Here is a 21,086-nt window from a genome sequence, read left to right as displayed (position 1 = left end):
AGGTTACCACCGAACAAAGGCGGGGAGAACATTCAGATCAGGTTCAGACGAGTCCTTTTTCTTTCAATAGAGAGAGAATCGCTTCTGCCGCTTCCTGTGGGCTTGGGTTCAGCATCACTTTCCCACCTGAAGATGCGGGCGCTGCAGTGGCGGCTTTAAAGCGATCGCGACTGGAAGCTTTAGCGGCAACGGTTTTGGTCCGCTTCGGTCGTTTCTTGGCTGGCTGCCATTCCCAGCCTTGCTGCTCCAAATCCATTTTCACTTCGACTTCGAAAATATTCACTAAACCATCTCGCGCTTTTGTAAACGCGCTTTGCCTAGCTTCAGGTGCCGATGCACTGGCTACCAGCACGGCGGGTAATGCTACCCTTAGTTTTCTGCGCTGACCGCCCGCCAAAGCCTGAAGCACTTCAACGTGGGAATCGGTTTGTTCCATCACATCGACCACTTCAGGCACAACTGCTGCACCTACCCCATCGGCAACCAGATACGGCACCATACCGGATGATTCCCCCTGCTCTGCCCGGGCTCCACAGAAAACCAGTTGGGGCTGCTGGGATTTGACGAAATCCACCAGTGCAACGCTGGTGTCTGCCCCTTCTGGTTGCTTCAACACATTGACTTTGGAGACGCCCATACCGAGATATTCACGCACCGCGGACGATTGCGGGTCTCCAGCAAATACAACCATTGCGGATTCCGACTGGGTCAAAGCCATTTCCAGCGCCTTGGCATCACGCTCTGCCCGTCTTGGACGTCCAGAGAGCGGGTGTTGGCCGGCTGAAACCAGTACCAGGATGTTTTGGTTATCCGACATCATCAAGCTCTCCTTTACCGCCAGAGGTAGCGTCAACTAATGCCTGCAGCACCTCGCTGCTGTCAGCGATAATGCTGAGATCAGCGCGTTTAATCATGTCGCAGTTGGCATCGGTGTTGAGTGCAATGACGGTTTCGCAGGTCGTCATCCCCTGCAAATGCTGAATCGCCCCCGAAATACCCACGGCGACATAGACTTTAGCGTTCACATAAGTGCCTGTTGCGCCGACCTGCGTCGTTCTTGGCATGTGTCCGTTATCGACAGCGACGCGGCTGGCCCCCTCTGTTGCACCCAAAGCTTGCGCACATTGATGGAACAAGGCCCAGTTTCGAATTCCGTTACCACCGGAGAGAATAAAGCGGGTTTCCGCCAAAGGAATGTCAGCCGGATCAACGGCGACACCACCAAGATCAGTGACTTTCGGGATCACACCCGCCACTTCTGCGACATCCAGAGAAGACGCTTCCGTGATAAAACCCGCGATGGGGTCGGCCACTTGTTCTTCCACCAGCAATATTCTGGAAAGCTTCCGGTTAACGCTTTTCGAAGCGTCACCACCACCACAGTTCAGCTCGCCATCTGCAAATTGTTTGCCGCGGGTGATTGGCCGGACACCCAACGAGACCGCTAATCTTCTTGCTAAATCTCCACCGACTAAGGTGCCATCCGCGAATATCCAATGTTTGGGGGTTAGCTCTGAATCAATGGTTTGTAATACCGCGAGCCAACTGTCAGGGGAGTAACTGGCTGCATCGAGCGTCAGCGCCCTGTCTGCGCCTGCCGAAGCAAGGTCACCCTCACGACTGTGAAGGTTAATCATTACGACGGCTGTGCCATCGTCCGCCAACGAATGCGCAAGTCCTAACATGTCTTTGTCCAGCACCGTCAGCTTGGCACTGTCAGAATCCGAAAACACCGCAATATAGTTGGAGGGATTAACAATGGCCCTGAGTGGAAGGCTTTGTTCTTGCTGTTTTTTCACCACGCCAGCCGCTGCGACCGCAGCACCAGAGCGGTCGATCCGTTTAATGCCTTCCGCCGATAAGTACCCCTGCTTGTGGGGATTTTTGCGGTTGGTACCACCTGACATCAGCAAATCATGGTCAACAGCCATCTCATCATACTGAGGGTGCAGGCGATTTCTCAGGATATGTTCTTTACGGGGATCGCGTCGTTTGATGTCGTCCATTTACTCCCCCACCGCTTTTGCTTGGCCAGCGTCGGCGTTTTCTGCCACGGCATCGAGCAGCATGACCGCAATGTCTTTCACTTCCGGCCTTGGCATCACCACGCCTTCGAGCATGACTGCACACTGCGGGCAGGCAACCGCTACCATTTCTGCACCTGTCTCCCTGGCATCATCCATCCGCATATCTGCAATACGGTGTTCGCCCGGAATATCGGTGACTGGCGCACCACCTCCACCGCCGCAACAACGCGAGCGATAACCTGAACGCTCCATCTCACTGACCGTCAGTCCCATACTGCTCAAGAGGTAACGCGGTGCGTCATAACCACCGTTGTAACGCCCTAGATAACAAGGATCGTGATACGTCACCGTGTGGGCTTTGGCCTGATTCAGCTTGATATCACCTTGCTCTACCAGCTTCGCCAGATACTCGGTGTGGTGAAAAACATCATAGCTGCCGCCAAAGTCCGGGTACTCGTTTTTCAACACATGGAAGGCATGAGGATCCGGCGTGACAATGGATCGGAACTGGTATTTGTTCAAGGTTTTGACATTGGCAATCGCCAAGCGCTGGAAAGTGGCTTCATCGCCCAGACGGCGCGCCAGATCGCCGCTATCCAATTCTTCATTACCCAAAATGGCGAAATCGATATTGGCGTTTCGAAGCAGTGCTACAACCGCACGGAGCGTGCGTTGATAAGCCAGGTCAAAGGCACCATCACCTGCCCACAAGAGCACATCCGTGGTACCAACCTCTGACAGATGATTGAGTTTAAGATCCACGGACCAGTTTGCACGGCTGTTTGGCGACAGACCATTCGGGTTATCGGTTGCAATCAGGTTTTCCAACACCTCTGCGCCCTTTCCGACTGTTTCACCTTTTGCGAGCGTCAGGTGACGGCGCATGTCGACGATGGCATCGACGTGTTCGATCATCATTGGGCATTCTTCGACGCAAGCGCGACAGGTCGTGCACGACCATACCGTTTCTGCATCCAGCAAACCTTCAAACAATGGTTTATCCGGCGCACCACAACGTGCTTCATCAGGCCTGCCTGGATACTGGCTGCCTGCGTAATTTCCCGTGCTCCCGCCAGCCATTCCGACCACCATATCCTGGATCAGTTTCTTCGGATTCAGCGGCTGACCAGCGGCAAACGCGGGACAGACTTTCTCACAGCGACCACATTGCACACAGGCATCAAATCCCAATAGTTGGTTCCAATAAAAATCGGATGGCTTTTCGACGCCTAGGGTTTGCTCGTCGAGATTGATTGGTTTCAATCCCGTTGAACGGCTACCGCCAAAACGTTCCTGACGACGGTGAAAACCAAGATGCAGGGCACCCGCGAAGGCATGTTTCATTGGGCCACCCCAGGTCATGCCAAACAGCAGCTCAGCCAAGCCTAACAGAATGCCAACAATAAGCAGTGCCGCGACGATGATGGGCACATTGCCGATGCCCAATAACAACAGCAACGACATCATCAAGCCAGAGAAGGAGAAAACCAGCAGACTGTTAGGTAGCCTCTGCCAAGGCCCTTTGGAAAGATTAGCAGGCGGGTTTTCGCGACGTTTTTTCACTTTCACTGAACCAAACGCCATCGCAGCAAACGTCGCACTCATAAGTGCAAATGTCAGGGTATTGTCTAACCCCAGAACGAAAACCAGCACCATTAAAATGCCGGAAGCGACAAAGCCCCCAGCAGTCGCGACGTGCGTGTTCGCAAACACTTTGTCACGTGCGACGACATCATGAAGATCGACCAAGTAGCGCCGGGGGATGGCAGCAAGGGCTTTACCTATAGGAAAGCTGGCTGGCTTCCCTTGCTGCCAGAGACGAATCCGTTTGACTGCGCCCGCAATCGCCAGCGCAATCATGATGACTAACAAGGGACCGATAAGCGACGTCCACATCACAGCTACCCCGCAGTCGGTCAGAGGTCTTTAAACAGACGCAGTGAATCGTAGATGGCAGCGTGAATATTGCGCTGCGCGCTGCAATCCCCGATGCGATAAAGCAGGTAACCGTCCGCCTGTTCAGCAAATGCGGGTTGTGGTTCGAAGGCGAAAAGAGTGTCGATATCTACCTGACCACGGTTGCGGGAGCCCTCTTTGAGCGCATAGTAGAGCGCCTCGTCCGGTCTGACACCGTTTTCAATCACTACCTGATCGACCACGCGCTCTTCGCGGACACCTGTGTATTCGTTTTCGAAGCGGGCAATCAGTTTATCACCCTCTTTGTAGACTTCTTCCAGCACCAGATCAGGCGTCATCACCACATCGCGCTCGTAAAGGCTGCGATAGTATGTGGGGAAACTGGTGCCACCGACAGCGACACCCGGCTTAATATCGTCTGTCACGATTTCCACCAATGAGCCTTTAGCCGCGAGATAATCCGCCACAGACATGCCAGCGAATTCACAAATGGTGTCATACACCACCACGTTTTTTCCCGGCTCAACCGCACCGCTCAGAATGTCCCAACTGCTCACCACCAGACCGTCATCACCGCCCCATTTGGCTTCCTGATTGATAAACGGTTTACCACCAACAGCCAGCACCACCACATCTGGCGATTCCGCCATAATAGTCGCCTCATCTGCCGCCGTATCGAATACAAGGTTCACCCCCAAACGGCGCAGTTCCAGATCGAACCAGCGGGTAATACCGGCGATTTGTTCACGTTGGGGTGCGGCGGCTGCCAGCGTGATTTGCCCGCCAAGTTCGCTGTTTTTCTCAAACAGGGTGACCTGATGGCCACGCTCGGCGCAGACACGCGCGGCTTCCATACCACCGGGACCACCGCCAACAACAACCACTTTACGAATTGGGCCGTCGGTTTTGCTGATGGTGTGTGGCACTTTGGCTTCGCGAGATGTCGCTGCGTTTTGGATACAGAGGACATCAATACCCTGATATTGGCGGTCAATGCAGTAGTTGGCACCGACACACTGACGGATTTGATCTGTCTGGCCCAGCTTCACTTTGGTGATGAGGTGAGGGTCTGCGATGTGGGCGCGGGTCATACCGACAAAGTCAATCAATCCGCTTTCCAGCGCACGCGCAGCCTGCACCGGATCTTTGATGTTCTGCGCGTGCATCACAGGCACATTCACCACACTGCGAATACCTGCGGCGAGGTGAATAAACGGCTCTGGCGGGTAAGTCATATTCGGGATGACGTTTGCCAAGGTATTGTGGGTATCGCAGCCCGAGCCGACAACGCTAAAGAAATCGATCATTCCCAGCCCATCGTAATAGGCCGCGATTTCCTTCATGTTTTCGTGGTCAAGGCCGTCAGGATGGAATTCGTCCCCCGTCATGCGGATGCCAACCGCAAAATCCGGCCCTACTTCCGCACGCACAGCTTTCAGTACTTCAACGCCAAAACGCATGCGGTTTTCGAAGCTGCCACCCCATTCATCGGTACGACGGTTAACGCGCGGACTCCAGAATTGGTCGACAAGGTGTTGGTGGGCAAAAGAGAGCTCAACACCGTCCAAGCCACCTTCTTTTGCACGACGGACGGCTTGCGCGAAATCATCGATAATGCGCCAGATTTCTTCCGGCTCGATGGTTTTACAGGTCGCGCGATGCACAGGTTCGCGAATACCGCTAGGGCTCATTAAGGTCGGCCAGTGACCACCATCCCAACGGGAACGACGCCCCATGTGGGTCAGTTGAATCATGATAGCCGCGCCATGTTTATGCATGGCATCAGCGAGGTTCTGGAAGTGTGGAATAACCTCATCAGTACTGACGTTCACCGAACTCCACCAATGCTGGGGACTGTCGATAGACACTGGGCTTGAACCGCCGCAGACGCAAAGGCCAATGCCACCTTTGGCTTTTTCCTCGTAATACTTGATATAGCGCTCAGTCGGCATGCCATTTTCCGTCGCATACACCTCGGCATGTGCCGTACTGATCACCCGGTTTCTGATCGTCAGCTTGTTGATCGCAAGCGGCTGGAAAATAGCGTCGAACTGAGACATTGCACTTCCTTTTTAGTTTTTAAGGTCCTAGGACCTTCTCTTACCCAATCGGCTTCACTTCAAACAGTCCAAAATCGCAGCCTTCTTCAGAGCCGCTTTGCAATTGCACTGCATGGGTTTTGAACGGAAAGCCGACGCTCTCCGTCACCTGATCCATGGCGCCAGCAAACCAGCCTGTGAACATGTAATCCACCTTGCGGTTCACCTTGCCGTAGTAGTAAACGAATGCGGAGTTTTCGAGCCGCACTCTTGCCGTTCCCTGCGAAACATCCAGATGCTCGATAAAGAACTGTCCCCAACCGCGCTGGGAAAGACGCTTCATGTAATGGTCGAACACTTCTGCACCGGAGATGCCGTGGGTTTCCCCCTCCTGCTCGCACCAGAAATAAGCAGATTTGTAGCCCGCTTTGTAGAGCAAATCCGCGTATTGAACTGCGCCAATCGCGTCTTCCACCTCAGCATGGTTGTTGATAAAAAAGTGTCGGGGAACATAGAGCATAGGCAAGCCATCGGTGCTCCAAACGCCAGTTTCGTCGTCGACCTGAATAGGGATTTCCGGTGGATGATGACCCATTAATGCTTCCTCTCTTTATGGCTTATTCGCCCCAAACGTCTTTAAGAACTTTGACCCAGTTGCCACCCATGATTTTCTGCACTTTCTCTGGCGACCAACCGCTGTCGAGTAAAGCCGCCGTCAGATTCGGGAATTCGCCCACGGTGCGGATACCTTTCGGGTTGATGATTTCGCCAAATTTGGTCAGCCTTCTTGCGTAGCCTTTGTCGTGGGTAATCCATTCAAAGAATTCCTGATCGTGGCCTTGGGTGAAGTCAGTGCCGATACCAACACAATCTTCACCGACCAGATCAACGATGTAATCGATGGCTTCGACATAATCTTCGATAGTGGAATTGATGCCGTTTTTCAGGAAAGGGGCGAACATGGTGACGCCGATAAAGCCGCCGTGGTCAGCAATGAACTTGAGCTCTTCATCGGATTTATTACGGGGATGATCTTTCAAGCCAAGCGGCAAACAGTGGGAATAACAAACCGGCTTTTTCGATTCCAGAATCACTTCTTCCGAGGTTTTTGGCCCAACATGGGAAAGGTCACACATGATGCCGACTCGGTTCATTTCCGCGACGACTTCACGGCCATAACCGGATAAACCACCATCGCGCTCATAGCAACCTGTACCGACCAGGTTCTGGGTGTTGTAAGCCATCTGCGCGATACCGACACCCAGCTTTTTGAAAATCTCGATGTAGCCGAGTTTGTCCTCAAAAGCGTGAACATTCTGAAAGCCCAGCATGATGCCGGTTTTACCTTCACGCTTAGCGGCGAGAATGTCTTCAGTAGTGTGTACCGGACGAATGAGGTCGCTGTTTTCACGCATCAATTCGTTGAATTCGACAATGTTATCGACGGTACCCTGAAAACCTTCCCATACCGAAACCGTGCAATTGGCAGCCGTCAGACCACCTTTTGCCATGTCTTCAAACAGTTCCCGGTTCCATTTGGCGATAATCAGGCCATCAATGATGATGGAATCTCGATGCAGCGCTAGAGCGTCTGACATGGGTGCGTCCTTTGTTGGTTTTTCCTTTTCTATATTTAGCCAACTTAAACAACACTCAGCTGATCCAGCGATGCGAATGCGACAGGATGTATTTGGAATGCGCCGCGAACGGCGCATAGAGGAGAGTTTTGAATTTATTTTTGCTTTCTAATCAGTGCAGTAAGCGGATACAGAGTTTGTCTGATTACGCCCTTCGGCATAGGTTTGGTGGTGCCATATTTTGCTGGCCAATGCTGTTTAGGCATGTGCATGGTGCCGAACAACCAGTCAAACAACACCAAATGTGCACTGTAATTGGTGTCAATCGCAGGCTTCTCTGAGCTGTGATGCCAGTGATGGAATTGCGGCGTTACTAAGATATATTTCAGAAAACCAAAGTGCATGCGGGTGTTACAGTGAATCAATACCGCTTGCAGCGCTGCGAAAGCCACGTAAGCATTCAATGCTGCCTCTGAAGGCCCCAGCAAATACAGCGGCACCATCACCATTGCACGCTCTGAAAACACTTGAATGAAGTGACCTCGAGAGCCTGCCAGCCAATCCAATTCTTCCACCGAATGGTGAACCGCATGAACGGGCCACAGCGCTTTTACTTCGTGGAACAGGCGATGTTCCCAGTAAAGAACAAAGTCCGCGGCAATCAGAATCAGTACAAATTGAACAATGACTGGCAGGGATTGCACAGACTCTTGCAATGAAGCACTTACTGCCCAGTCAAAGTGCGACGTATGGTAGTTGGCGTAAATCAAAATGGTGGAAATCGCCAAGTGGTTGAAGCAGAAATAGAAGAAATCCGTTTCCCATTCTTTACGCAAGATAACTTGGTTCTTGTACTTCGGCAGTAGCTTTTCCAGCGTCATAAAGATCGCAGCAGAGCCTAAAAATGCCAGGATTAACCAATCCACTCCCAAGGAGAGTTCTTTCGGCTCAACCGGGCCAACAGGTAAGGTGTAACCACCTAAAGCAAAAGCCACCAGCGTCAGCAATATGCCGATACAACCCAGACGACGATACCTCTTCAGCAGGTGAGTCATGGCACCAAAGAAAAGAGAAAAATACATGCCGTATTTCAGGACATGTTGCAGGCTTTCCGCATCGTAGGTTTTACGAAGTTCAGTCGTGGTGAGATAGGAAGGAAAGAGATAAGCCAGTACGGCAAGCAGCGACAAACCACCCAATATCACGGACAGATAACCGCTGATTTTGCCTTCGCCAAGACGAAACGCGCGGTCGGTATCTAACTCAACCTGACGCTCCTGATATTGATACGGTTTGTCCTTCTTACACATCACTTGCTCCTGCTGCCAAATCGCTTGGAATTGAATGACAAGTACTTTACGTGCTTCAAGGCAGGAGAAAAACGTTCAAGGAATAAGTAACAAAAAGCGCTACCCAAGGTAGCGCTTTTCGACACTTAAATCAGATGGCGCTCAGAACAGTCCAACAATCTCGCCATCATCATCCAGTGAGATGCTGAGCGCGGCGGGTTTACGTGGCAGTCCTGGCATGGTCATGACGTCACCACAAATCGCGACAACAAAACCTGCACCCGCCATCAGGCGAAGTTCCCGCACAGGCAGTATGTGCCCTGATGGTGCGCCAAGTTCCGAAGGCTCTGAAGTGTAGCTGTAGGGCGTTTTCGCGATACAAACAGGGAGATGCCCGTAACCCAACTGGTGGATTTCATCGAGCTGCTTTTGCGCCGCGATGTTGAACTGCACGTCTTCCGCGCCATAGAGCGAGGTGGCGACTTTGCGGATTTTGTCATCAATTGGCAGGTCATCTTCGTAGAGGAATTGCACATCTGGTGCTTCTCCGTCCAAGATGGTTTTCACTGCTTCTGCAACCGCTTTGGCACCGACTCCACCTTCTGCCCAATGCTGTGCTTCTTCGACGCGCGCGCCCAGGCTCAGGCAAACTTCTTTGATGACAGAAAGCTCTTTGGCATCATCGATCGGGAAACGGTTGATCGCTACCACAGGCGTCAGGCCAAACTTCTGCATGTTTTCGATATGGCGTTTGAGGTTGGCTGAACCAAGCTTCACCGCGTCAACGTCTACTGCATCCAGATTGTCTTTCGCGACGCCACCCTGCATTTTCAGCGCACGCACGGTACACACCAATACAGCAGCATCCGGTTTCAAACCAGAAATACGGCATTTAATGTCGATGAACTTCTCTGCGCCCAAATCCGCGCCAAAACCCGCTTCCGTCACCACAACATCGGTCAGACCCATGGCTGTGCGGGTCGCCATCACCGAGTTACAGCCATGAGCGATGTTGGCGAACGGACCGCCATGAATAAGCGCTGGGTTGTGCTCCAAGGTCTGGATCAGGTTTGGCTGAATCGCGTCTTTCAAAAGCACCGTCATTGCGCCTTCTGCGCCTAAATCACGCGCGGTCACTGGCTTGTTGTCGCGGTCGCGTCCAATGATGATATTACCCAGACGGCGCTGGAGATCTTTTCTGTCTTCTGCCAGACAAAGGATTGCCATGATTTCAGACGCCACAGTAATGTCGAAACCAGATTCGCGCGGCTGACCATGCGCAGGGCCGCCCAATCCCACCAAGGTATGGCGAAGCGCGCGGTCATTCATGTCCATCACACGACGCCATGATACTTTGCGCGCATCCAGATTGAGTTCGTTACCCCAGTGGATGTGGTTATCTATCAAAGCTGCCAGCAGGTTATGGGCAGAGGTGATCGCATGAAAATCACCGTTGAAATGGAGATTTAAATCTTCCATCGGAATGGCTTGCGCACGGCCACCGCCAGCAGCTCCACCTTTCACACCAAAACAAGGGCCCAGTGACGGTTCACGCAAACAAACGCTGGCGCTAACTCCGATATCATTCAGGGCATCAGCCAGACCAATACTGGTGGTAGTTTTGCCTTCCCCTGCAGGAGTTGGCGTAATCGCGGTGACCAGCACGAGTTTGCCCACTTTCGATGTGGTATCAATCTGTGACAAATCCAGTTTGGCTTTGTAATGTCCGAACGGGATCAAAGCATGTGCGGCTATGCCGAGTTTACGCTGGGCCACTTCAAAGATCGGCCAAGGTTTGACGGCACGGGCGATTTCAATATCAGGCGCGCCGGGCGGAGGTAAAGCTGTCATATTTTCAGTCACTAATACGGTATTATTTTGATTATTCATTAGAACGCCCCAAATTTCACTCTTTCAGGGTCTCGGCATCAAGATTAAATGCCGGGTTACTGTCCGTGAACTGGATTATCTGGCTTTATTAGCGAGCCATTCAGCTGATTGTTTCAGCCCACCAAACGGAAACAAGTGGATACCCTTCAACACAGATTCCGACCTATTCGATTGATACATTGCCAGCCCTTCCAGCAATGAATCTGGCGTCCAAGGTCTCAGCAGCCTGACGGCATTTATGTTCTTGGTCAGCGCCTTTGCTGATGTTGCAACCCCGCACTGCGCCGCGTACGAAAGCAAGTTTTTCAAACGCGTAGGCCCTGCAAGTCCGAGATACACCGGAATTCCCGCAAGTATGGTTTGGTGTTCATCGAGCCAATGCTCCAAAACCGTCTGATCAAACGAGAATTGCGTCACCACCCAAAGGGATAGTCCGTGTTCTTTGGCATAATTCCTCTTAAATTCAAGGGCATCTTTCAGCGTTGTTTGGTCGGCGTGAGGATGTCCTTCGGGATGCCCCGCAACACCAAAGCTTTCAATACCGTATTCCTGCAACAGACCAGATTGCAGAAGCTGCATGGTATCCGCATAAGGCCCCTGCACAGTTTTAATGTCGCCAGATATAAGCAGCAGCTGCTTTACGCCAAGTACTTTCAGCGCTAACAACCATTCACGAAGTTTCTCTTCGCTCGGGACAGCGCGGGCAGGAAGATGAGGAACCGGGACCGCACCCCAAATCAACAGCGTTTTACAGGTATCGAAAGCATCTTCAAAGTTCGAGGAGGGAAGAAAAGGCACGTACACTCGGATACCTTCCGGTAGCCATTCAGGACGGCTTTCCAATGCGCTCACTTGACGTGGTGTCGCCTCAAGGGAGGCATGATAAATAAGCTCTGCCGCAGCAAAAGCGGGATCGGGAAGCTGAGGCATACAATCAACTTTGCCTTGTTCAAAATTCATGGTCATGAGCGTTTCGCCAGAAAGAGGCGGTGCAATGCACCGCCAGTATATAGGTCAGGAAACAGGCGCACTGGTACGCGATTTCTCCACTTCCCGGGAATTAGGATTCACCGAAGGGCGGAAGGGTATACTGACGATCTCAGCGTCGACAATCTCTCCGCCAAATTCCGTTGGTAACGCCACCCTGTATTTGGTGCCGACATCCCGTCCATTCCAAGGCACATGGCAAAGCGCGATGTTGGTTTCCAGTTCTGGGCTGTACCAAGGCGATGTCACGTAGCCGACTGCATCGTCACCCTCTTCGCCGTAAATCAGCCAAAAATCGTTAGCGTAATCAATCACTGGCTCGCCACCAAAAACAATCCCCACCATACCAAGAGGATACGGAGATTCTCCGGATTCAATTTGTACTCTGGCTTTCTCAAGTGCCGCCTTGCCTATGTAGTCGCCCTCTTTGTCTTTCGGGACTTGATAGCCGAGGTTACATTGAAAAGGAGAGACTTCCTGATCAACATCCTGTCCCCAGGAAAGAATGCCAGCGGCAATGCGACGGTGATGAGCGACGGCGGTCACTTTCAGGTTGTGCTTTTCACCTGCTTCCAGCACGCCATACCAGACTTTTTCTGCGTTCAACGTTGCGTCCAAGCAGTAGATTTCGTAGCCCTTTTCTCCGCTGAATCCGGTCTGGGAGATAATCACGTTAGCCCCATTGAGCGTACCTTCCATCAAGCCATAAAAGGGAATATCACTGACTTCTGAGCCAAACAGATCCGTCATCAGCGCCTCTGATTTCGGCCCTTGGATTTGCACTGGACAGACATCAATTTCTGCAATGGTGACATCAAAGCCTTTACCAATGTTCACGCCACGCAGCCAAAATTCGATGTCACTGTCTGAAATCGAGAACCAGAACTCATCTTCAGCAACGCGCAAAAGCACGGGGTCATTCATGATCCCGCCTTCTTCGTTACATAAGATCACATACTTTCCGCGCATGGGCTTGATGATATTAGCTGGACGAGTGATAACGAAGTCGACGAACTTTTCAGCGTCCGGTCCTTTCACCTGAATCTGGCGCTCAACCGCAACATTCCACATCGCCACATGATTGACCAAGGCATCATACTCCGCCATCACGCCGCCTTGCTCTTTAGGAATATGGGCGCGGGGATGATACATGCGGTTATAAATCGTGGCCTGCCAGCAGTCAGATTCGTAAGAAAGATGCCAATAGGGTGATTTTCTCACCCGAGTAGAGATCAGAAGCTCGACCGGTGTGGGACCCGACTGCCTGAGATTAATCGGCACTCGTCGGTTAGATTGATCAACAGAGGTTGTATGCCTGGCCGCGGCGGCTCGCTTCTGCATGGGTGTTTTTTCATTCATTGCATCTGAACTCCTTGCATTCGGTAACCTATGTACCTAAAACTCTGACGTCCCTTATGCAGGTCCCTCATCGTCCGTTGATTGGATGCTTCGCACTTTGTTTCAAAGCACTTTCTAGAACGGATGATGGATTAGCCTCATCCCTTCTGCCCAAACTGAGCCGTTTTAGCAATCCAAGCGGTTCAACACGCGACACGGTAAAAATGAAAAGCGTCAATTCATCACAGTCAACTGACGACGAATTCCGCTAATCATCGTAAAATGGAAGCACTTGAGAAAAAGGGATAATTCCATGCCACGGATTTTATGTTTCGGTGATTCAAATACTTGGGGTTACAACCCCTCAAATGGATCGCGTTGGGGCGAAGGCGTTCGCTGGACATCGCGCCTTCAAAACGCGCTCAATAGTGACAAAGATGACAATACACAAAACAGATTTGTGATTATTGAGGAAGGGCTCAATGGACGAACCACTGTGTGGAATGACCCAATGAAACCTTACCGTGATGGAAGCGCTGCTCTGCCCATGATACTGCTCACCCACCGCCCACTGGATTGCGTGGTGATTACACTTGGTACCAATGATTTGAAATCCCAGTATCCTTCAGAGCCTGCCTGGATCGCAGAAGGTATTCGCAAGCTAATTGGTCAGGTCAAACAGTGTGACAACGCAGGTCACCCGACACCGCGTATTTTGATTGTTTCGCCTGCGCCAATGCACGACGCCAACAACTGGGCTTCAGGTTTTCGTGATGGTCGGCAGAAGTCTCTTGAGCTTGCGAACTTTTTCCGTGCAGTGGCAAAGGAAGAAGGCTGCGATTTCTTCGAAGCAACAACCGTCTGTGAGGCATCACCGATTGATGGCCTCCATCTTGATGAAGCAGGTCATGCGGCATTAGCTGATGCGCTGGCGAAAATTCTTCGCTAAATGAGCCACTAGGATTTTGGCATCGTATCAAGCCATACTGTCCAACAATTAAAAAGAAGACACGATTTATGTTTAAAGCGCTGTTGATTGCGGCCTCTCTTTTTGGCCTGACCGCCTGCCAATCCGTTCCTGAAGGTGTTGAGCCTATTACTGGATTTGATGAACAACGCTACCTCGGAAAATGGTACGAAATAGCAAGACTCGACCACTCATTCGAACGCGGTCTTTCTTTGGTTTCCGCGGAGTACACACCACGCGACGATGGCGGGATAAACGTTGTTAACCGCGGTTACAACGATGAAGACAAAGAATGGAGTGAAGCGTTAGGCCGAGCCTACTTCGTCGGCGAACGTGATGTCGCTCATTTGAAGGTCTCCTTCTTTGGCCCTTTTTACTCGTCTTACGTGGTGTTTGGATTAGGTGAAAACTACGACTACGCCTTCGTCTCTGGTTACAACAAAGACTATCTGTGGCTTCTGGCGAGAACGCCTGAAGTGCCGGAAGAGGTAATGCAGAAATTCATCGAAGCTGCCAAATCCCGTGGTTTTAATACTGAGGCGCTGATATACCCTGTGCGCAGCGAATAGGCAGCCACGTTATTCGACGTTGATCGCAAAACTTCACTACTCTTGGAAGGCAAATAACACGCACTTTCCACGCTTGAAATGACATCCTCACAATTTAATGCATGGCCGCTTTGAGTAACTTTAAGCGGCTAATTTCATTACAATTGGGTGACAAGTCTAATTTTCTGGTTGATTTTTGTACCAACCCTGCCATTTATGACACCAAGCGCTACACTTCGATTGACTGAAACAATCCGTTTCAAAACCAGATTGTTTCCTTGAGTCGCTTTCTGATTAAATAGCCCAACATTAATAACAAAAAAGTCAATAACGATGCCTATTATAACTGATACTCCGGCGACGCGTGATGCACTCGCCAGACTTAACGACGACGTTCTAAACTCGATGGACAACGAGGGCAATTGCACGGTGAAAGTGAGTGATCTTTCCACCCTGTTGGCTGCCTATAAAATTGAACTTAACAAAGCCCGCTCGCTGAAAAAGTCCCTGTCAGAAACGTCAGAGGTCTAAACTGAACGCCGCGGTCGCAGAACACTGGGATCTATGCCGATATCACTGACAAAATCTACCCATCCTGACGATTGGCGGACAATTGAAGGGTTTCTTTTCGAAGCCATTGAAAGACTCAAAAGCGCGGGAATCCCACTTTGGGAACGAGAAGAAGTCTCGGTATCTGCACTGCAAAAAGCATACGGCGATGGCAGCCTGTACCTGGTCAAAGAAGACGACCAGATTATCGGCGGTGTCTTCATCCTAGAAATGGATGCTCTTTTCTGGCCTCAAATCAATGCTAATGACTCTTTGTTTTTTCACAAACTAGTCATTGGTGATGCCTTTATCACCCGTGGTATTGGTCATCGCGTTTTACAGGCTATGGTGGAGTTAGTTAAGTCGGAGGGAAGACATTGGCTGCGCTGTGATTGCCATGGTGACAGACCAAGGCTTCGCAATTTCTACGAATCGTTCGGTTTTTATTTCATTGATCGTCGTGAAGTCGAAGGCTTCGATGCCGCGCTTTACGAATATCCCTGCCTGTAACCAGTCCTGATTTTGACATCATAAATTCTCAGTAATGAAACATTAACTATGTTTCCTATACTCACTAATAACCAAATAGTTAGTAAGGGACTTTGTGATGAAATTCTCACGCTGGATAATGGTATCCTTTCTCGCGCTACCATATTCCGTTTTTGCTGAAGTCGGCGTCACGGACACCACCATAACATTCGGCATGAGTAATGCCCTTTCCGGCCCAGCCTCGGGTTTGGGCACAGGGGTGAAAGCGGGTACCCTCGCCTACTTTGAGAAAATTAACCGGGGAGGCGGCGTTCATGGCAGGCAGATCAAAGTCATTTCCCTTGATGACGGTTACGAACCGGATCGCGCAGCCAAGAATGCGAAGAGGCTGATTTATACTGACAAAGTCTTTGCCCTCGTCAGTTTCGTTGGCACACCAACTTCAAAAGCCGTCGTTCCCGAAGTGAACCGTGCAAAAGTCCCTTATATCGGCCCTTTCACCGGCGCAGAGTTTCTTCGCACCCCTACCAATCCGAATATTTTTAATATCCGCGCCAGCTACTTCAATGAAACCGAAAAGCTGGTTAACCATTTCATCAATGATTTGGGATACAAGAAAATTGCCGTGTTTATTCAAGACGACGGCTATGGCGCAGCAGGTAAAGCGGGCGTGCAGCGCGCCCTCAGGAAACGTGGCCTCAAAATCCATGCGGAAGGCAGATACACACGAAATACATTAGATGTAGAGCAAGGGCTGAACAGCATTATGAGCAAAAATCCGGATGCCGTGATTTTGGTCGGCGCCTATAAAGCTTGTGGTGCCTTCATCAAACTGGCAAATCAGAAAGGCTTTGGCGCTAAGTTCGCCAATATCTCTTTTGTGGGCACTAAAAAGCTGATTGCAGAATTAGGTGCTGATGGCAACGGCAGTTACATCTCCCAGGTCATGCCTAACCCAGATGAAAGTGACCTTCGCATTATTGAAGACTTCAAAAAAGATCTCGCCGCCCAAGGTATTGAAAACCCTTACTACACCCAACTGGAAGGCTATTTGAATGCCATGGTGATTGTTGAAGCCTTACAGCAGGCAGGTCAGTCACTCACCCGTTCAAACTTTGTCAGTGCGATGGAGAGCATCAGCAACAAGAACTTTGGTGGCCTTTACGTGAACTTCAGTAAGTCTGATAGACAGGGCCTGGACGATGTATACCTGACGAAAATCGAGAATGGCAAAGCGATACCAGTCAGCAGCATGAAGTGAAGCCATGAATAAGTGGATGTCGTTTTTTAAAGGGTTGTCGCTTAAGTACCGGATTCTTGTTCCCTTGATCGGGAGTATCACCGCATTGCTGGTATTGGCGGCTGTGTTCTTCCACCACATGACTGCTCAAGAGTTATCCCAAATACAAAAAGGGAAAGTGCAGTCATTGGCCAACTTTCTGAATCAATCCAGCAAGACATACATCATGAATTATGACTTGTCTGCGTTGGAGGAGTTTGTTCAAGTTGGAATGAAAGATAAGGATATTGATCATATCCAATTTATGGACAGCCTTGGGGTGCCTTACACAGAAACCGCCCCCAAGGAAGCCAGTGAAGGAGCATTGAAGTATTCGGAAGAAATCCTCGCTCCTGATGGGACTTTGCTCGGTGTGCTGAATATTACCTACAACGAGAAGGCTTCAACGGCGGCACTGCAAAGGAATCTGCAAGTGGTGCTGTTTTGCTTTGTCAGCATCATCATTCTGCTTTGCTTAATCATCTATTTCGTTTCAATGCGACTTTCTAAGCCGCTCATTTCAATTACCAAAGACCTCGCCTATGTGTCTGAAGCTGCTCAGGAAAATTCCCGGCTTGTTCTACAAGGCGCGAAAGACATTGCCAACGGGGTTGAGAAACAGCGAAGCGCGCTGGATTCCAATGTATCTGCCATGTCAGAAATCCGGGAGATGGTGGAGCGCACCAATGAAAACGTCCTGACCTGTCTGGATGTGTCCAAAGGTACGTTAGTGCTCAGCTCTGACGGCAGTAAGAACATGGACAAGATGGCGCATTCGGTCGTGCTGATTGAAAACTCCAACAAGCAGTTGCAGGAGATAAACGAGATCATTAGAAAGATCTCTGACTACACCAAGGTCATTCATGACATTGTTTTCCAAACCAAGCTGCTGTCACTCAATGCTTCTATAGAAGCCGAGCGTGCAGGTGAGCACGGACGCGGGTTCGCCATTGTGGCTCAGGAAGTGGGCCAGTTGGCCTTAATGTCGGGTCAAGCATCGCAAGATATCGATAAGCTGCTGAAAGACTCAATGGTCACCGTTGGCAAGATAGTGCAAGACACAGAATTGCGGGTGAAGGAAAGTAAGGCGCTTTCGGAACAAACCCAGGTCAGTTTTTCGAATATCTCCAACAAAATTGAAGGGTTGGCGCAGGAAATTGATTCCTTTAGTCAGGCGTTCAACCAGCAAATGAAAGGCCTTATTCAGGTGAATTCTGCCATGGAGTCCATGACAGGAATCGTCAACAACAACCACCAGATTGCCAATGAAACCTCAGAAGTCTCGATGAGTTACAAAGAGCAGAGCCTGAAACTCAAACAGGTGACTGAGACCATCGAAGGTCTCATCAAAGGTAACCGGCAAAGCTAAAGTCTGCTGAAAGAAACCTCCTCCATTACAGTTCTTCTTTTTCATAGAAAGGAGAGCTATCATGAGAAAATGCGTCATATCAATTCTGTCCCCTCTGTTGCTGTCTGTCATCGCGACGCCGGCATTAGCACAGGATAAATACAAGGATTTTGGTTTTGTCGGTGCCGGACTGACTGTTGGGGAATCGGTCTTTTCAAATCAAGGCACAAAAGTCGGGGCTGAGCCATACGTGTTCTATAACAGTGAGCATGGTTTTATTGATGGCAGCCTTTTCACTTACAACCCGATCCCGTTTATTGGCCTTTCCGGTAACCTTCGCTTTGCAGAGGTTTCTAACGATTTCGACAACATCCCTTCAGGGATAAATAACCGAGATGGCAACGGTGAGCTTGGCATTACACTGGGTACTGTGGGTGCGCGCCTCACTTATCTTCATGATGTCACCGACGAGCACAACGGCTACGAAATCCAACTTCATCTCGGCCGAGCGTTTGACACGCCCATCGCTGACTTTGTCTTGTCACCCTACGTGGAACTGAATTATCGCGACGAGAAGCTTTCCCAACATCTGTATTCCATCTCAGCTCAGGAGTCTTCTGCATCTGGCTTAGCCGAATTCAACGCTGACGAAACCTGGGTGTACAAAGGCGGTGTTATCGCCCTTTACGATCTTTCTGAAAGCTGGTTGGCCATTTCTCAAGTTGCACTTGAGCACCATGACAGTGACAGCCGCCTTGCACAAAACGATTTAGGTTGGGAGTTCAGCCTTGGAGCTGTCTATAAATTTTGATAATAAAAAAGGCTGCCAAGCAGCCTCTTTTATTACTCAACGCAACTAAGCAAACAGCCAAGTATGCAGTAACCTTCCTGGTGTAAACGCCAATGCACCCGCCACCAGCAGCGCCAAAACATACAAAATCACCATGCTTTGCTGGTGTTTTTTCACATTACCCCTTCTGATCGCCATGAAGGACTCAGGAATGGTGTAAAGGGTGACAACACTGAGAATATGAATGTAGCCAAAGTGATAGAACACCTTAGGCCCCACCTGCGACGGGATAAACAAGGTAGAAATGGCCGTAGCCATCATTAACAGCATATACACCTTTCCGAGCCGTTTATGCAGGGGGCTACCTTTTCTGCGGGCAAGCAAATAGGTTCCCAGCAAAAATGACAGCACTGCCGTTACCAGATGAAAATAAATCAGCCCCAAACTTTCCATGTTCTCTAGCTCCCTTTCAGATCATCTCTCCAGAAACACGCAGATAGCGAGCTACTTTCAAGCTTTCGCCGAAGGTATCAAAAGCCAGAGTTGGCTTCAGAAACAAGAGATTGCTTAGCGAGTGACCTCTCAATCAATATTCATTTAGCAACTCAGTCATTTGGGCGACACACTTTAGCGCCTCCTTCTCTGTCATTCCCTTGAACATCTGAATACTTCGATATAGAGGGCCATAATCAAACACGACCGAGCCGCCAAGCATATGCAGCCTCAATTGTTCTGAAAAAGGGCCTTGAGGGTCAAAAAAAGACGGCTTTGACATGCTTGGGTACACACGCAAGTTATGTATGTGTCCAAGTGGGTACTTCCTCTTTTTGTAGGTCACACCAAGCAGATGATGAGAATGCTCCAGTGTAGACGAGTTAATTTCCACCAACTCATGACTGAACAGGTAACCAAAGAACAAAAAGAATACGATGAAAACGAGTAGTGATGCTAAAAACAACGTCAGTTCAAATTCGTGATTCATCAAGAAAATCACAAAGAATGCCAGTGATGGCAAAAAGAACAATTTCAATGCAAGCGGTAAGCGGTTGTTAAAATCCCATGTTCGGGTCTCTGTCGAAGATTCAGTCGTCATGCTTACCTATCCTTGGCACCATAGTAAATATCTTTTTTTAATCAATGATCTAGTTTGAATCAGACGCCTCCTCCCTAGATGCTTCATTTTCAAGAACGAATTTCAGTTCGAAGAGAATCAAAACAACTTCTTTCTGCAATACTCCATGTAGTCGCACACACTGAAATGTTATGTTATAACATTTCAATTACGAGACAATTTGGAGACTGTCCATGATAGCGGAGTTCGAAACAGTCACCCGGCCAGTGACGGTTCAGAATACCCACCCAGAATGCCTAACCGAAATATTCCGGGAAGACGTGAATCTTACCGTCTGGCAACGCGAGCTTTCACCAGATTGCAGAGAGTTTGCCGACCAGTTCGCTACTCGGGTAGGGAAGTACAATCGCTTTGTCACACTCGAAAATTCGCTGTCTATCTGGGAACTTCTGCCTAAATGGGCGTTGGAACTCAAAGGTATAGAAAGCTGGTTAGCGGATGTGGAAGATGTGATCGAAATGTATCGATGCCTTTTCGAGCCCGACGCGTTGGGTATTCGCCTGCAGGTATTGGATACAACTATGTGCCCACGTTTCCATATCGACCGGGTCCCAGCCAGATTGCTGGTTACATACTCTGGTCGTGGTACGGAATGGATTGATGAGAGTGACGTTGAGCGCTCTAGCTCACCGGGGCAATTACCAGAGCAATCTGTCGCCCCTTCTGGTATCAAAGAAATCCCCACCGGGGCCGTAGCGATATTAAAAGGTGAAGCCTGGGTCGGCAATGAAGGCCGCGGTATTGTTCATCGCTCTCCTGCCCCCGGAAGTGCCCCAAGATTACTGCTCAGTTTGGATTGGTTGTCTTAACCTCCTTCACCAACACATAAAGCTCACATCTGTGGGCTTTTCGTCGTTCATACACTGACCCACTTACTCACATGAATTTATATGCTTTTGGACGCAATCATTTTCCTTGTT

At 50.1% G+C, this 21,086-nt stretch carries 20 protein-coding genes; 8 read left to right on the top strand and 12 right to left on the bottom strand.

From position 1 onward, the window contains the following. Window positions 1–43: 43 nt before the first annotated feature. From K6Q96_RS18100 to K6Q96_RS18055, 10 genes are all read right to left on the bottom strand, one after another. Window positions 44–820, bottom strand: coding sequence for an electron transfer flavoprotein subunit beta (locus K6Q96_RS18100; RefSeq protein WP_251881588.1), 777 nt, complete (start codon window positions 818–820; stop codon window positions 44–46). Then, window positions 807–2,006: an electron transfer flavoprotein subunit alpha/FixB family protein gene (locus K6Q96_RS18095; RefSeq protein ID WP_251881586.1), complete on the bottom strand. Its 1,200-nt coding sequence runs from the start codon at window positions 2,004–2,006 to the stop codon at window positions 807–809. The genes K6Q96_RS18100 and K6Q96_RS18095 overlap by 14 nt, the downstream gene beginning before the upstream one ends. After that, complete coding sequence (locus K6Q96_RS18090; protein WP_251882400.1) at window positions 2,007–3,923, bottom strand: (Fe-S)-binding protein; 1,917 nt, start codon at window positions 3,921–3,923, stop codon at window positions 2,007–2,009. Window positions 3,924–3,943: 20 nt separating this feature from the next. Beyond that, complete coding sequence (locus K6Q96_RS18085) at window positions 3,944–6,004, bottom strand: NADH:flavin oxidoreductase (protein ID WP_251881584.1); 2,061 nt, start codon at window positions 6,002–6,004, stop codon at window positions 3,944–3,946. 40 nt (window positions 6,005–6,044) lie between these two features. After that, complete coding sequence (locus K6Q96_RS18080; protein ID WP_251881582.1) at window positions 6,045–6,578, bottom strand: DUF5943 domain-containing protein; 534 nt, start codon at window positions 6,576–6,578, stop codon at window positions 6,045–6,047. Window positions 6,579–6,600: 22 nt separating this feature from the next. Then, window positions 6,601–7,581 carry a dipeptidase gene (locus tag K6Q96_RS18075; RefSeq protein ID WP_251881580.1) on the bottom strand — a complete coding sequence of 327 codons (981 nt, stop codon included), beginning with the start codon at window positions 7,579–7,581 and terminating at the stop codon, window positions 6,601–6,603. A gap of 134 nt (window positions 7,582–7,715) precedes the next feature. Further along, window positions 7,716–8,870 (bottom strand): sterol desaturase family protein, encoded by a 1,155-nt coding sequence (locus tag K6Q96_RS18070; RefSeq protein ID WP_251881578.1) that lies wholly within the window; start codon window positions 8,868–8,870, stop codon window positions 7,716–7,718. A 141-nt stretch (window positions 8,871–9,011) separates the two neighbouring features. After that, on the bottom strand, window positions 9,012–10,700 hold the full coding sequence (locus tag K6Q96_RS18065; RefSeq protein ID WP_251882399.1) for a formate--tetrahydrofolate ligase: 1,689 nt from the start codon (window positions 10,698–10,700) through the stop codon (window positions 9,012–9,014). A 114-nt stretch (window positions 10,701–10,814) separates the two neighbouring features. Continuing rightward, the gene (locus K6Q96_RS18060; RefSeq protein WP_251881576.1) at window positions 10,815–11,705 is read right to left on the bottom strand and encodes a methylenetetrahydrofolate reductase; all 891 of its coding nucleotides are present in this window, start codon (window positions 11,703–11,705) and stop codon (window positions 10,815–10,817) included. A gap of 48 nt (window positions 11,706–11,753) precedes the next feature. Further along, entirely contained in the window at window positions 11,754–13,085 is a 1,332-nt protein-coding gene (locus tag K6Q96_RS18055) for a glycine cleavage T C-terminal barrel domain-containing protein (protein ID WP_251881574.1), read from the bottom strand. Window positions 13,086–13,377: 292 nt separating this feature from the next. On the opposite strand from K6Q96_RS18055, the gene K6Q96_RS18050 reads away from it, so the two are divergent. From K6Q96_RS18050 to K6Q96_RS18020, 7 genes are all read left to right on the top strand, one after another. Then, complete coding sequence (locus K6Q96_RS18050) at window positions 13,378–14,013, top strand: SGNH/GDSL hydrolase family protein (protein ID WP_251881572.1); 636 nt, start codon at window positions 13,378–13,380, stop codon at window positions 14,011–14,013. Window positions 14,014–14,081: 68 nt separating this feature from the next. Then, entirely contained in the window at window positions 14,082–14,600 is a 519-nt protein-coding gene (locus K6Q96_RS18045) for a lipocalin family protein (RefSeq protein ID WP_251881570.1), read from the top strand. Window positions 14,601–14,912: 312 nt separating this feature from the next. Next, complete coding sequence (locus K6Q96_RS18040; RefSeq protein ID WP_251881568.1) at window positions 14,913–15,110, top strand: hypothetical protein; 198 nt, start codon at window positions 14,913–14,915, stop codon at window positions 15,108–15,110. Between the two features lie 33 nt (window positions 15,111–15,143). Then, entirely contained in the window at window positions 15,144–15,638 is a 495-nt protein-coding gene (locus K6Q96_RS18035) for a GNAT family N-acetyltransferase (protein WP_251881565.1), read from the top strand. Between the two features lie 97 nt (window positions 15,639–15,735). Next, window positions 15,736–16,878: an ABC transporter substrate-binding protein gene (locus tag K6Q96_RS18030; RefSeq protein ID WP_251881563.1), complete on the top strand. Its 1,143-nt coding sequence runs from the start codon at window positions 15,736–15,738 to the stop codon at window positions 16,876–16,878. A 4-nt stretch (window positions 16,879–16,882) separates the two neighbouring features. Then, window positions 16,883–18,265 (top strand): methyl-accepting chemotaxis protein, encoded by a 1,383-nt coding sequence (locus K6Q96_RS18025; RefSeq protein ID WP_251881561.1) that lies wholly within the window; start codon window positions 16,883–16,885, stop codon window positions 18,263–18,265. A 61-nt stretch (window positions 18,266–18,326) separates the two neighbouring features. Continuing rightward, on the top strand, window positions 18,327–19,055 hold the full coding sequence (locus tag K6Q96_RS18020) for a MipA/OmpV family protein (protein WP_251881559.1): 729 nt from the start codon (window positions 18,327–18,329) through the stop codon (window positions 19,053–19,055). Window positions 19,056–19,100: 45 nt separating this feature from the next. Here the strand turns inward: K6Q96_RS18020 and K6Q96_RS18015 are convergent, their stop codons facing one another. After that, window positions 19,101–19,487 carry a DUF2306 domain-containing protein gene (locus K6Q96_RS18015; protein WP_251881557.1) on the bottom strand — a complete coding sequence of 129 codons (387 nt, stop codon included), beginning with the start codon at window positions 19,485–19,487 and terminating at the stop codon, window positions 19,101–19,103. 133 nt (window positions 19,488–19,620) lie between these two features. After that, window positions 19,621–20,127, bottom strand: a complete 507-nt coding sequence (locus K6Q96_RS18010; RefSeq protein ID WP_251881555.1) for a hypothetical protein — start codon at window positions 20,125–20,127, stop codon at window positions 19,621–19,623. Window positions 20,128–20,339: 212 nt separating this feature from the next. On the opposite strand from K6Q96_RS18010, the gene K6Q96_RS18005 reads away from it, so the two are divergent. Further along, window positions 20,340–20,975, top strand: a complete 636-nt coding sequence (locus K6Q96_RS18005; RefSeq protein WP_251881553.1) for a DUF1826 domain-containing protein — start codon at window positions 20,340–20,342, stop codon at window positions 20,973–20,975. Window positions 20,976–21,086: the final 111 nt, after the last annotated feature.

The organism is Grimontia kaedaensis (assembly GCF_023746615.1).
Classification (GTDB): domain Bacteria; phylum Pseudomonadota; class Gammaproteobacteria; order Enterobacterales; family Vibrionaceae; genus Enterovibrio; species Enterovibrio kaedaensis.
The sequence above is the reverse complement of the archived record's forward strand: the minus strand, read 5'-3'. Positions and strand labels throughout refer to the sequence as shown.

Excerpts from the sequence above, each read along its gene's own strand:
- K6Q96_RS18100 (WP_251881588.1), bottom strand. The coding sequence starts at position 820 with ATGATGTCGGATAACCAAAACATCCTGGTACTGGTTTCAGCCGGCCAA.
- K6Q96_RS18095 (WP_251881586.1), bottom strand. The coding sequence starts at position 2,006 with ATGGACGACATCAAACGACGCGATCCCCGTAAAGAACATATCCTGAGA.
- K6Q96_RS18090 (WP_251882400.1), bottom strand. The coding sequence starts at position 3,923 with ATGTGGACGTCGCTTATCGGTCCCTTGTTAGTCATCATGATTGCGCTG.
- K6Q96_RS18085 (WP_251881584.1), bottom strand. The coding sequence starts at position 6,004 with ATGTCTCAGTTCGACGCTATTTTCCAGCCGCTTGCGATCAACAAGCTG.
- K6Q96_RS18080 (WP_251881582.1), bottom strand. The coding sequence starts at position 6,578 with ATGGGTCATCATCCACCGGAAATCCCTATTCAGGTCGACGACGAAACT.
- K6Q96_RS18075 (WP_251881580.1), bottom strand. The coding sequence starts at position 7,581 with ATGTCAGACGCTCTAGCGCTGCATCGAGATTCCATCATCATTGATGGC.
- K6Q96_RS18070 (WP_251881578.1), bottom strand. The coding sequence starts at position 8,870 with ATGTGTAAGAAGGACAAACCGTATCAATATCAGGAGCGTCAGGTTGAG.
- K6Q96_RS18065 (WP_251882399.1), bottom strand. The coding sequence starts at position 10,700 with ATGACAGCTTTACCTCCGCCCGGCGCGCCTGATATTGAAATCGCCCGT.
- K6Q96_RS18060 (WP_251881576.1), bottom strand. The coding sequence starts at position 11,705 with ATGACCATGAATTTTGAACAAGGCAAAGTTGATTGTATGCCTCAGCTT.
- K6Q96_RS18055 (WP_251881574.1), bottom strand. The coding sequence starts at position 13,085 with ATGAATGAAAAAACACCCATGCAGAAGCGAGCCGCCGCGGCCAGGCAT.
- K6Q96_RS18050 (WP_251881572.1), top strand. The coding sequence starts at position 13,378 with ATGCCACGGATTTTATGTTTCGGTGATTCAAATACTTGGGGTTACAAC.
- K6Q96_RS18045 (WP_251881570.1), top strand. The coding sequence starts at position 14,082 with ATGTTTAAAGCGCTGTTGATTGCGGCCTCTCTTTTTGGCCTGACCGCC.
- K6Q96_RS18040 (WP_251881568.1), top strand. The coding sequence starts at position 14,913 with ATGCCTATTATAACTGATACTCCGGCGACGCGTGATGCACTCGCCAGA.
- K6Q96_RS18035 (WP_251881565.1), top strand. The coding sequence starts at position 15,144 with ATGCCGATATCACTGACAAAATCTACCCATCCTGACGATTGGCGGACA.
- K6Q96_RS18030 (WP_251881563.1), top strand. The coding sequence starts at position 15,736 with ATGAAATTCTCACGCTGGATAATGGTATCCTTTCTCGCGCTACCATAT.
- K6Q96_RS18025 (WP_251881561.1), top strand. The coding sequence starts at position 16,883 with ATGAATAAGTGGATGTCGTTTTTTAAAGGGTTGTCGCTTAAGTACCGG.
- K6Q96_RS18020 (WP_251881559.1), top strand. The coding sequence starts at position 18,327 with ATGAGAAAATGCGTCATATCAATTCTGTCCCCTCTGTTGCTGTCTGTC.
- K6Q96_RS18015 (WP_251881557.1), bottom strand. The coding sequence starts at position 19,487 with ATGGAAAGTTTGGGGCTGATTTATTTTCATCTGGTAACGGCAGTGCTG.
- K6Q96_RS18010 (WP_251881555.1), bottom strand. The coding sequence starts at position 20,127 with ATGACGACTGAATCTTCGACAGAGACCCGAACATGGGATTTTAACAAC.
- K6Q96_RS18005 (WP_251881553.1), top strand. The coding sequence starts at position 20,340 with ATGATAGCGGAGTTCGAAACAGTCACCCGGCCAGTGACGGTTCAGAAT.